The 11,552-nt window shown below is 47.7% G+C and carries 9 protein-coding genes; 5 read left to right on the top strand and 4 right to left on the bottom strand.

Annotated features, from left to right (window positions below; genetic code table 11):
- The first annotated feature begins 28 nt into the window (after positions 1-28).
- On the top strand, positions 29-3,421 hold the full coding sequence (locus MHI14_RS02435; protein ID WP_341129813.1) for a GH36-type glycosyl hydrolase domain-containing protein: 3,393 nt from the start codon (positions 29-31) through the stop codon (positions 3,419-3,421).
- An 82-nt stretch (positions 3,422-3,503) separates the two neighbouring features.
- Here the strand turns inward: MHI14_RS02435 and MHI14_RS02440 are convergent, their stop codons facing one another.
- The gene (locus MHI14_RS02440; protein WP_341129814.1) at positions 3,504-4,700 is read right to left on the bottom strand and encodes a methyltransferase domain-containing protein; all 1,197 of its coding nucleotides are present in this window, start codon (positions 4,698-4,700) and stop codon (positions 3,504-3,506) included.
- Positions 4,701-4,964: 264 nt separating this feature from the next.
- On the opposite strand from MHI14_RS02440, the gene MHI14_RS02445 reads away from it, so the two are divergent.
- Both MHI14_RS02445 and MHI14_RS02450 read left to right on the top strand, forming a co-directional pair.
- Positions 4,965-5,465, top strand: a complete 501-nt coding sequence (locus MHI14_RS02445) for a GNAT family N-acetyltransferase (protein ID WP_091036161.1) — start codon at positions 4,965-4,967, stop codon at positions 5,463-5,465.
- A 26-nt stretch (positions 5,466-5,491) separates the two neighbouring features.
- On the top strand, positions 5,492-6,280 hold the full coding sequence (locus MHI14_RS02450; RefSeq protein WP_091036164.1) for an SDR family oxidoreductase: 789 nt from the start codon (positions 5,492-5,494) through the stop codon (positions 6,278-6,280).
- Between the two features lie 118 nt (positions 6,281-6,398).
- On the opposite strand, the gene MHI14_RS02455 is transcribed toward MHI14_RS02450, so the two are convergent.
- Together MHI14_RS02455 and MHI14_RS02460 are read right to left on the bottom strand one after the other, a co-directional pair.
- The gene (locus tag MHI14_RS02455; protein WP_124116580.1) at positions 6,399-6,947 is read right to left on the bottom strand and encodes a GNAT family N-acetyltransferase; all 549 of its coding nucleotides are present in this window, start codon (positions 6,945-6,947) and stop codon (positions 6,399-6,401) included.
- A gap of 32 nt (positions 6,948-6,979) precedes the next feature.
- Complete coding sequence (locus MHI14_RS02460) at positions 6,980-7,243, bottom strand: DUF2164 domain-containing protein (RefSeq protein WP_076253656.1); 264 nt, start codon at positions 7,241-7,243, stop codon at positions 6,980-6,982.
- A gap of 259 nt (positions 7,244-7,502) precedes the next feature.
- Between MHI14_RS02460 and MHI14_RS02465 the strand changes: the two genes are divergently transcribed.
- Both MHI14_RS02465 and MHI14_RS02470 read left to right on the top strand, forming a co-directional pair.
- Positions 7,503-9,236: a glutamine--tRNA ligase/YqeY domain fusion protein gene (locus tag MHI14_RS02465; protein ID WP_341129815.1), complete on the top strand. Its 1,734-nt coding sequence runs from the start codon at positions 7,503-7,505 to the stop codon at positions 9,234-9,236.
- A gap of 262 nt (positions 9,237-9,498) precedes the next feature.
- Positions 9,499-10,056 carry a stalk domain-containing protein gene (locus tag MHI14_RS02470; RefSeq protein WP_341129816.1) on the top strand — a complete coding sequence of 186 codons (558 nt, stop codon included), beginning with the start codon at positions 9,499-9,501 and terminating at the stop codon, positions 10,054-10,056.
- 217 nt (positions 10,057-10,273) lie between these two features.
- Here the strand turns inward: MHI14_RS02470 and MHI14_RS02475 are convergent, their stop codons facing one another.
- Positions 10,274-11,467, bottom strand: coding sequence for an MFS transporter (locus MHI14_RS02475; protein ID WP_341129817.1), 1,194 nt, complete (start codon positions 11,465-11,467; stop codon positions 10,274-10,276).
- Positions 11,468-11,552: the final 85 nt, after the last annotated feature.

Consider the following 11,552-nt stretch of genomic DNA (forward strand, 5'->3'; position numbering starts at 1 on the left):
ATTTTAACTAATTCAAGGAGTGAACCTTATGACAACGATGATTAATGAACCGATCCGCTTAAGTGCCGGAGAGTTATCTTTTACCTTTTTGAACAGTGGCGACCTATACCAGGCTACATCCGGTACAACCATGCTGAACCAGTTGCTCAGCAACCAGATTGATGGATCTCTGAACAACCTGTACCTGCGTGTACATGAGGGGGAGAATATCAGCTCGTTCCCGTTGCTCGGTGTACGTTCGAACAGCAAGGTGATTACAAGCAAAGCACAGTCCAGCAACCAGTTGATCTGGGAGGGCACAGTCCAGCTGGAAGGTAGCGAACAAGGCATTGGCTATCAGGTCGTATTTACGGCTACACCGCAAGGTGTATGGTTCTGGGATGTGAAGCTCACAGGACAACAACATAACGTAGACGTGGTGTACGGACAGGATGTAGGTCTTGCTGATCCAGGTGCGGTACGCAGCAATGAAGCTTATCTTTCACAATACATTGACCATACGGTGTTTGAAGATGAAGCGAAAGGTTATGTCGTTTGTTCCCGTCAAAACCAGCCTCAGGGCGGTGCATTTCCTTATATGCAACAAGGTTCCCTGACGAAAGCAGTCGGTTACTCCACAGATGGATTCCAATTCTTCGGTCTGTCGTACAAGGAAACGAATCAACCAGAGAGCTTGAAGCGCCCAACGCTGGCAAATGAGACGTATCAGTATGAATTTGCCTACACGGCGCTGCAATCTGAACTGCTGAATCTGAACGGAGAAGCACAGGTGGTCTTTTATGGACTAGCGAAGCCTAATCATGCGGAAGGAATCTCTGCACTGGAATTCGGAGATGAAGTTACAGCAGCATGGAATGAAGTACAGGCTCTGACTGTGGAAAACGGAGATACGTTGGAACAGGTAAAACTCTCCTCTTTCTTGGGCGAACCGCTGGTTACACTTGATCTGACACAAGATGAGATTCATGATCTGTTCCCTGATCGTCATCAGGAAGAGCACAGCGGTGAGGAACTGTTATCCTTCTTCACAGGCAGCTATGAACATATCGTTCTGAAAGCAAAAGAATTGCTCGTAGAGCGTCCGCACGGTCACATTCTGATGAGTGGTGGCAACGTGCAACTTGGAGCACAGGTTATTACGACAACATCGTATATGTACGGTATTTTCAACTCACAACTCGTTATTGGTAACACCAATTTTAATAAAATGATCAGTAATGCCCGCAATGCATTAAACGTGCCGAAAACGGCGGGACAACGCATTTATGTGGAAATGGACGGACAATATCGTCTGCTGACGATGCCTTCCCTGTTCGAAATTGGCTTTAACTATGTACGTTGGATCTACAAAACGGCATCCGATACGATCATCGTGACCAATTACACAGGCGCACATACTACGGAAGTAAGCATGAACGTACGCTCCACAAGTGGCGCGGCATACCGTTACCTGGTAACAAACCAGATTACGATGAATGTGAATGAATACGAGTATCCACTGCATATGACGCAGGACGGCGATACATTGATCTTCAAGGCTGATCCACAAGCGATTAGTGCTGGAACGTATCCGGATCTGCAATACCGTATGTCGGTGGATGGCGCGACTGTAAATGTAGGTGACGAAACGTTGCTGGCAAGTGGTATCCGCAGTGGTTCCGCATCACTGGTTACCCTTAGTCTGGAAGCGAGTGCTGAATGGACGCTGAAGGTACAGGGGGTATTGGAAGGTCAAGCGGATAGCGGAGTGGTAGCAGGTTCAAGCCTTACTTTTGAAGAGGAAGTGCAGGCATACCGCGAGTTCTTCGCAGGTGTGATGAACGGGTTCCGTTTGTCCCGTGGAGAAGGTCAGAGTGCTGAGGATCTGTTCAAAGTAAATGCGCTGGCTTGGTGGTACACCCACAACATGCTGGTTCACTACTCCGTGCCTCACGGTTTGGAGCAGTACGGCGGTGCAGCTTGGGGTACACGGGATGTATGCCAAGGTCCGGTGGAGTACTTTATGGCAACGCAAAAATATGAGCAAGTTCGCGATATCATCAAAATGGTTTATACCCACCAATATGAAGATGATGGCAACTGGCCGCAATGGTTCATGTTTGATAAATACTTTGCGATCCAACAGGAAGAGAGCCATGGCGACATCATCGTATGGCCGCTGAAAGTGCTGGCGGATTACCTGACAGCGACTCGCGACTATGCAATCCTGGATGAGAAAGTACCTTATACGGTTAAACATAGCTTCGGGTTCACGGAAGAAACAGCAACGGTACTGGATCACGCGAAAAAAGAGATTGAATATATTCGTTCGCACTTCCTGCATGATACGTTCCTGTCTTCCTACGGAGATGGCGACTGGGATGATACGCTCCAACCAGCCAATGCACAGCTGAAGCAATACATGGTGAGCAGTTGGACGGTGGCATTGACGTATCAGTCCGTGAATGTGCTCTCGCAAGCGCTGAAATTCAAGGATGCGGACTTTGCACAGGAGCTGGACGTGCTGGCTCAAGGCATTCGTGAGGACTTTAACCGTTACATGCTGGGCACAGATGTGATTCCAGGTTTTGTATACATGGAAGAAGCCGACCAAGCGAAGCTGATGCTTCATCCAACGGATACAGAGACAGGCATTCAATATCGCCTGTTGCCAATGACGCGCAGCATGATCGGTGAATTGCTGAATGCGGAGCAAGCAGAATCGCATTATGCATTGATCCGTGAACAGTTCCTGTGCCCGGATGGCGTGCGTCTGATGAATCGTCCGGCTCAGTATGCTGGCGGAGTAAGCACACACTTCAAACGTGCAGAGCAAGCATCCAACTTCGGTCGTGAGATTGGTTTGCAATATGTACACGCCCATATCCGTTACGTAGAAGCGATGGCGAAGCTCGGTAAGACAGATCAGGTGTGGAATGGTCTCGCGATGATCAACCCGGTTGGTATCGGCGAGGTTGTACCTAACGCAGAGATTCGCCAAGCGAACTCATACTTCAGTAGTTCGGACGGTAAGTTTAATACGCGTTACGAGGCACAGGAGCATTTTGACCAGCTTCGTAAAGGTACTGTACAGGTGAAAGGCGGATGGAGAATCTACTCCAGCGGCCCTGGAATCTACATGAACCAGCTGATCTCCAATGCACTTGGCATTCGTCAAGAGGGCGGCGATCTGGTCATTGACCCGGTATTGCCAGCTGAGCTGAACGGCATGCAATTCGAATTTGAATATGCAGGTGAGCCGGTGACGTTTATCTATCACTTGAACGAAGGTGCTGTGAGCCGTGTAGCGGTGAATGGCAAGGACATTCCTACCGAGCGTACAGCGAACCGTTACCGTCAGGGCGGTGTAAGCATCTCGCTTGATGAGTTCAGACAAGCACGGAGTGCAACTGAGCGCACGATTGTTGATATCTATATGTAATCTCATAGCATGATGTACACCAAGGTCATCCTCCTTTATTCAAAGGCGGGATGGCCTTTTTGCCATACGCTCTTACGATTGCTTACCGCAGTGGAACTGCCAGCAACGTATGTAACAGCTCATTATGCCGCACATGCTTTGTTACGTAGCCCTGTTGTTCCAACCAGCCGCATAGCTCACTGAGTAGAGGGAAGTGACGTTCGCGCAAGGCGCGCAGCTGTTCCTCGTGTCCTGTGGTTTCTGCCTGTCGAATATAGGAATCACGGTGAGTCGCATCAACAAACATCAGATCGGTTAGACCGATACGTCCGCGCGAGGTTAATACCCGCTGCATCTCCTGTAAGGCCAGTAGTTGCTGGTCTGGACTCAGATGATGGAAAGCAAAGCTGGATACAACAAAATCGAAGGAATGATCGGCAAAAGGCAGCGCCAGAAAATTCCCAAGTTTTACATGCATCTCGGGATATTTGATACGACATCTGCGCAGCATCTCCCGGGATTGGTCGATTGCAGTCATGTCTGCGCCGTGCTGTAGCAGTTTCCCAGCCAGATTACCTGTGCCTGTACCAATATCGAGTCCTTTCTCACCAAGGGCGGGAGAGATCCATTGAGCCGTCTGTTCGAGCGCTTCCTCATAGTTGTGATACAGATAAAAGGAAGACTGTACCGTATCATTGGAATCGCTTGGCGCGGAATGATCTGCATCCTGGTGTGGATGTGAAACTTCATTCTCATCGCTTATAGGCGAGGGGGTGGCTGAATGATGCCTGCCCTCTATGCTGGGGTGTTCAGTACTGACTCTGCCTTCTGCCTGCACTCGTTGATCATGGATGGCTGCCTGCGTGTCATAATTCCACCGATCATGCCAGTTCTGCCGGGCTTCGCGCAGGCGACGCGCACTGTCCGCGAGATCGTGTAGATGGCTGACATCCAGCGGTCCGTCCTGACGATTCAGGTCAATCATGCGCTGGGTTGTATCCATCATACGTTTCAACTCAATCCACTGGGCATACATGACGGCCTGTTGCAGCTCCAGATATTCTTCCAGCCGCTGCTGATTCCCTTGATCAATCTCTCCGAGCGCGTGTGTTATATCCTGTAGGGACATGCCAATCTCACGCAGCGCAGCAATGGTCTGAAGCCGCCAGATATCATTCTCGGTATAGGTACGATACCCGTTACTGGACTGTTTGGCGGGGAGAATTAATCCTTTTTCTTCATAAAAACGAATGGCTCTTGCCGATATACCAAGCCTGCTTGCTGCCTCTTTGATATTCATCATGCATCCCCTCCTTATCGGACCAGTATAAACCATGACGTTACGGCAAGGTTAAGTGTTTTTCTCATTTTGCTAAAAGGTTCAAGACCGAGCGGAATTTTAGTCAAAGCTGAGGCTATGCTACAATATATAGAACGAACATATGTAAACAATGAAGCAAACGAACAACTTATTTCTAAGTTTCTCAACGTTCTTAAATCTCTTAACTTTCCTGACGTTGTAATGTACAGCGTTGTCGACTATAGCACGAAAGGTTGAATTATTATGCTTACCAGCCATACATTTACGATTCGTCCATCGGAGATTAAAGATGCAGCCCAGCTAATGGGGTTGGATGCCCTGGTATGGGACAAATACACCTCTCCTGCACCGATGCAATGGCGTTCTAGACAACAATATCTGCAGCATTGCCCGCCAGGCAGTCAATTGATTGCGGTGCAGGGAGAGCGGGTATGTGGTTATGTGGGCTTTCAGCCAGCCACAGGTATGCCGGTCAACCGTCATGTCTACGAGATTCATATTGCAGTTCATCCTCATGATCGGCGTTGTGGCATTGCCACAGCTTTGATGGATGCCATCAAGCAGCATGCGGCCCAACAAGGTGTTCGCAAGCTCAGGCTGCGCGTGCTCTCCAGCAATCCGGGAGCCATCACGTTTTATACACAGTGTGGATTTGTGAAGGAAGGCAGGTTGGTTTCCGAGTTTTATATCGGAGGCAAGTATGTGGACGATATTCTTATGGGTTATTTTATCCAGACCAAATAGAAACTAGCTGAGGAGGAGGAACAACGATGGACATGGGACTTCAAGGTAAAAAAGCGCTGGTGTTGGCTTCCAGTCGCGGGCTGGGCAAAGCGGTAGCCGCTCAATTGGCAGCAGAAGGTGCTGACGTCATGCTTGCCAGCCGGAGCGAAGAAAAGCTCGCAGCAGTGAAGCAGGAGCTTCTGGCGCTTGGTGGTGGTGGACGTGTGGAATATTGTGCAACCGATGTGACACGGAAGGAAGATATTGAGGCTTTGATTCACAAGACAGCGGAGCTGTTTGGGCAGATTGATATTCTGGTGAACAATTCGGGTGGCCCGCCATCGGGTTCATTTGAGTCACTGACGGATGAAGATTGGGAGCGTGCATTTGAATTAAATGTACTCAGTTATGTAAGGCTGATTCGCGCTGCTCTTCCTTATATGAAAGAAAGCGGAGGACACATTGTGAATATCGCTTCAACTTCGGTGAAGCAGCCCATTCCGGGTCTGGTGCTGTCCAACACGTTCCGTACCGGCGTGTTTGGATTGGCGAAGACCTTGTCTCAAGAGCTGGCTCCATACGGAATTTTGATCAACACGGTGGCGCCAGGTCGTATTGCAACAGACCGCATTCGTGAGCTGGATGCAGCACGGGCAGAGCAGAACGGAGTCAGTGAGGACGAAGTCTCTGAACAGTTCCGCAAGGAGATTCCACTGGGCCGTTATGGTCAACCAGAGGAGTTTGCCAAAGCGGTGGTGTTCCTGTTATCCGGGGCCAATACGTACATTACCGGAACCTCATTGATCGTGGATGGTGGCATGGTCCGAGCCCTATAAAAGTCATTGAATACAATAACATAAATACCCTCTGTCACCACAATACGTGGAGATCGAGGGTATTCGTGTTGATCTATTATGTTGGGAGAGATCACTCCCGATTCATTATGTAAGCGAATTAGCGCAAGAGTTCCCATTCATGCTGAAGCATGCCGTATACTGCATGGTTCACGTAACCTTTAGGCAGCTTCTCTGCCTGGCGAATGACACCTTCGAGAACAAATCCGAGTCTTTCTGGGATAGCACGACTCCGTTTGTTGTTTGTTGCCGAGCGAATCTCGACGCGATTTAGATCCAGTGTGACTAGTGCATAATCAACCAGAACGCGACAAGCACTTGTCATCAAGCCCTGACCCTCAAAACCTTTTCCAAGCCAATATCCGATGCTTACCGAGCGGTTGGTCCAGTTAATTTCGTGGAATCCGATGACGCCTGCGAGATCGCCTTTTAACCATACGCCGGCGGTGAAGCCGCCATTTTCAGCACCTTGTTTTAACGCGTTAGTAATGAAGTTTGAGGTGTGTTCCACTTCTGTCACATGATCCACCCACGGCAACCAATGTCTCAATTGATCCCGCGAGCGATCCGTCAGTTCAAACAGCGGTTTGGTATGTTCCATGGCCAGTGGCCGGAGTTCGGTATATTCATCCAATGAATAGGTAAACATGAATGCAACCTTCTTTCTTTATAAATTAGTGATTAACGGGAAGTCTTGGGTAACTTTTGCTCCAGTGCAAACAGGTCTTCTTCCATTGAGGCCATGCGTTGATTGACTGTTGTGCGTGCGTCACGGAGTGCCTGATTATATATGTAGGGAGCGAGCTGTGTCATGAACAGGTCGAGGACACCCCAAGCGGCCAGATCGCCGAGTTCTTCGCCACGTTCTTCTTCGAAATACGACTGTATGGTGCGAATGGCTTCATCCTGCTGTTCTTTGGTCAGTTTAAGCGAGTTCGATGGAATGGGAAACCCTCCCTTTAATTTGTTTTTACTATCATGCTACATGATTCGAGCGAACCCGTCAAAATGGTTTTGGGCCTATTTATGCACGGCTGATCCTGACTTTGGTGCCGTTCTTTATTGAACTCCTCCCCCGTTAAAGGTATATTTAAATGAAACGCGTACGAAACTTTCCAAGAAAATAGATTTTTTCAGGAAATGACTTCGTTATTAAGGAATTATAGCCGGAATTGCTGCAATTCCCGAAGGCTCCAATCCATTCATGAAAGGTTTGATACCTGTGGACAATCGTACAACCCCACCTAACTTTATCAAAAATATTATTACCGAAGATCTCCGGTCTGGGAAAGTCCAGGAAGTTATTACCCGTTTTCCTCCGGAACCGAACGGTTATCTGCATATCGGCCATGCCAAGGCGATCTGGATTAACTTTACGCTGGGCGGCGAATTTGGCGGCAAAACGAATCTGCGCTTTGATGACACGAACCCGGTCAAGGAAGATGTAGAGTACGTTCAATCGATTCAGGAAGACGTGAAATGGCTCGGATACGAGTGGAATGAGAAACGTTTTGCCTCGGATTATTTTGACGAGATGTACAACCGTGCTGTCTTGTTGATTGAAAAAGGTAAAGCCTACATCGACGACCAAAGCGCCGACGAAATCCGTCAAATGCGCGGAACGCTAACGGAGCCGGGCAAGAACAGCCCGTACCGTGATCGTTCGGTGGAAGAGAATCTCGACCTGTTCACACGTATGCGTGCAGGCGAATTCAAGAACGGGGAGAAAGTGCTGCGTGCCAAGATCGATATGTCTGCACCGAATATCAATCTGCGCGATCCGGTGATTTACCGGATTTCACACGCACACCATCATAACACGGGTGACAAATGGTGTATCTATCCAATGTACGCCTTCGCTCACCCGCTCGAAGATGCGATTGAAGGTGTAACGCACTCCCTTTGTTCGCTGGAGTTTGAGGATCAACGCCCATTCTACGATTGGGTTATTGCGGAATGTGAGATGGAGAGTAAGCCGCGTCAATACGAATTTGGCCGCCTGAACCTGTCCCAGATGGTGACAAGCAAGCGGAAGCTGAAACTGCTCGTGGACGAAGGCCATGTGGATGGATGGGATGATCCACGTATGCCGACAATTTCGGGTCTGCGCCGCCGGGGATATACACCGGAAGCCATTCGTGATTTTGTATTCGAAACAGGCATTTCCAAGAGCCAAGGGGTTATCGACCTGCAAACGCTGGAGCACTTTGTACGTGAAGACTTGAAACTGAAAGCTCCGCGCACGATGGCTGTCTTGCACCCGCTTAAAGTGGTTATTACCAACTACCCTGAAGGACAAGTGGAATGGCTCGAAGCAGAGAACAATGTGGAGAACCCAGAGATGGGTAATCGCCAAATTCCGTTCTCCCGTGAGATTTATATTGAACAAGACGATTTCATGGAAAATCCGCCGAACAAATACTTCCGTTTGTTCCCTGGCAACGAAGTTCGTCTGAAACATGCATACTTCATCAAATGTAATGATGTGATCAAGGACGCAGAAGGCAATGTGACCGAGATTCATTGTACCTATGATGTAGAGACGAAGAGCGGCAGTGGATTCACAGGCCGTAAAGTTAAAGGTACGATCCACTGGGTAGAAGCGACTCAAGCGGTACCTGCTGAATTCCGTCTGTATGAGCCTTTGATCTTGGATGAAGCACCGGAAGCAGAGGTGGAAGTGGCAGTAGCTGGAGCTGAAACTGAGGTTGTGGAAGAGCAACCGGAGAAAACGTTCCTGGATCAACTGAACCCGAACTCCCTTGAGGTTGTTCACGGGTATGTGGAGCAAGAAATGAAGGAAGCGAACGCGCAGGATAAATTCCAATTCTTCCGTCATGGTTACTTCAGTGTAGATCCAAAACATTCCGAGCCAGGTCGTCCGGTATTTAACCGGGTTGTATCCCTGAAAAGCTCATTCCAACTGCCGAAGGCATAATGTGAAGCGTATAGGTAGGATGATAGGTTAGCAGTAAACTTAAATCTATGAACGTAAAAGGCGTCTCCAGGGCAATAAGCCAATGGAGACGCCTTTTTCTTGTGCGCCTGCAATTGCTAAAGAAGGTTGTACTGGTACAAGTCCTGGTTCTGTGTGGATACACAAGAAAATAATTATTAATACAACGGGATACTAAAATGAACATTTTTCCAACTTTCGACGTTTAAGTTAATGTGAACAATAATTCCAAGGAGGAATCAAGATGAAGCGATTTGTTTCTTTATTGTTGATGTTAACTTTAGTTGTCTGTGTAGGATCCGTTGCATCTGCTGCTTTGGACCAATCCCTAATGGATCTCCCTTTTAAGGAACGTGCGGCAAATGTGTATAATTCATCACTAAAAAAAGTTGAACTAAGTGTCATTAAGGAAGGAAAGTCAACAAAAACAACTTATAATTCCATTTATATCCCAGTGAAAGATGTTTTTAAACGATCCGGAGCAACGTTTGAATGGGATGGAAAGAAAAAAATCACCACGATTAAAAATGAAGGACAAGAACTGATTCTTAATTTCTCTGGCAAAGAAATCACAGCGGGTAAAAATCAAGTTGTGCTCCCTCAAGAGTGGGTACAGTTGAAAAACGGGGTCTCGAGTATTGATGCTTTTGTCTTAGTATATATTTTTGAATATGCTGCTGACGATTCCGATCAGGAAAGATTGGAATGGGAAGAAAAACTCAATTTTTTGGAAATCAATGAAACGACCGGACTTCCAGGATTAGATAAGTATATGCATGTGTTTGTTCAGTTTAATGATTAGTTAAAATCGTGTATTTTCTTTTGTTCAACTTTAAAATCTATAGAGAAACTAGCATAGTATTCATATTGTGATAGAACGAACTACAGCTCCGCTATATCCCCGGATTTCACCCTTTGAAAAGGGAATCAAGAAAATCCGGGGATAACAGCGATCGAAAGATTGTTCTGTTCTCGTAGTGCTCCAGTGGAAATCTCTTTCAACTTTTTCAAACAAAAGATTATCTGTCCTCATCCATATTACCCATCTCCGTCAATACAACTGGCTGATAGCCGTTACGTCGATTCGATAACCACATGATGCCAAATCCGACCGCGCCGATGAGCGAGAAGAATACGCCGATGCTATACATGATTTCCGCACCGAAGCTCTGGAACAACCAGCCGCCGAACAGACCGGCAATCACGCCGGAGAGACCGCCCCAGGCCATCGTATACACCGCTTGACCGGAGGAACGGTAAGGTCTTGGAATAAACAGCATGGTCAGTTGCGTACCCACATAGAAGTACCCACCAAACGTAATGGAGTGCGTCAACTGAATGAATACAATCTCCAGCGGGTTGTTAGCCAGTGCCATGAGCTGCCAGCGCAGTGCAAACAGCAAACTGATCAAAATGAGAGATGCCAAGAGCATGCTCATCTTGCGTTTGAGTAGGCGGTCGAGCAGCAGGAATACGCCGACTTCGAGAATGGATGAGGTGAAGATGGCCCAGCCGACCATCTGTTTGTCGCCACCCATTTCTACAATATATAGTGACATAAAAGTACTGTTCATCGCATTAGGCACCGATACGAGTACACCCAGGCCGATAAATGCCATAAAATACGGATTGAACATGACTTTGCCAAACCGCCGAAAAGTAACCACGGGTGTATCCGAAGCAATCGGCTGTCTGGGTAGAAATACGGATAATACAAAGGTGGTGGCAATCATGCACGCAAATATAATGGATACACTGCCGATGCCAAAACGGTCAATGAGCGGTCCGGCTGCGACGGCAGTCAGTGCCCAACCGAGTGAACCCCAGAGCCGGAATGACCCAAATTTTTGGGTTGTACCATCGATATATCCGAGAATCAGGCTGTTCGTTTGGGCGAATAATGGACTTTGAAAAAAATAAAAGAAAATCATGGCTACATAGATCCATGTATAAGTGGGCGCATAGAATACACCCTGGGCGAGCACAAATGTACCTCCCATCATAATCATCAGAATGATGCGAATGTTGCGAGATTTATCGCTCCAGAAACCCCAGAATGGGTTGGCAAACAAGGATACAAAGGGTCCAATCGCCATGAGACTGCCAATCTCCAGCTTGGTCATGCCGATCTCTTGCAGGTAAAGCTGCAGGAATCCGGCGAAGATCGAGATGGCTCCATATATGAAAAAGTTATATAGTTTCAGAGAAACCAATGAGGGATTGCCTCTTGAAGGTGCAGGTCTGTCCAATTAAGCCATTCCTTTCAAATGCATATTGTTCAATGTATCATTTGTTGAA

The organism is Paenibacillus sp. FSL K6-2393, from assembly GCF_038002545.1.
Lineage (GTDB): Bacteria > Bacillota > Bacilli > Paenibacillales > Paenibacillaceae > Paenibacillus.

What these genes read in the sequence shown, in the direction of transcription:
- MHI14_RS02465 (WP_341129815.1), top strand. Translation starts at nt 7,503, where the DNA reads ATGAAAGGTTTGATACCTGTGGACAATCGTACAACCCCACCTAACTTT.
- MHI14_RS02435 (WP_341129813.1), top strand. Translation starts at nt 29, where the DNA reads ATGACAACGATGATTAATGAACCGATCCGCTTAAGTGCCGGAGAGTTA.
- MHI14_RS02440 (WP_341129814.1), bottom strand. Translation starts at nt 4,700, where the DNA reads ATGAATATCAAAGAGGCAGCAAGCAGGCTTGGTATATCGGCAAGAGCC.
- MHI14_RS02445 (WP_091036161.1), top strand. Translation starts at nt 4,965, where the DNA reads ATGCTTACCAGCCATACATTTACGATTCGTCCATCGGAGATTAAAGAT.
- MHI14_RS02470 (WP_341129816.1), top strand. Translation starts at nt 9,499, where the DNA reads ATGAAGCGATTTGTTTCTTTATTGTTGATGTTAACTTTAGTTGTCTGT.
- MHI14_RS02455 (WP_124116580.1), bottom strand. Translation starts at nt 6,947, where the DNA reads ATGTTTACCTATTCATTGGATGAATATACCGAACTCCGGCCACTGGCC.
- MHI14_RS02450 (WP_091036164.1), top strand. Translation starts at nt 5,492, where the DNA reads ATGGACATGGGACTTCAAGGTAAAAAAGCGCTGGTGTTGGCTTCCAGT.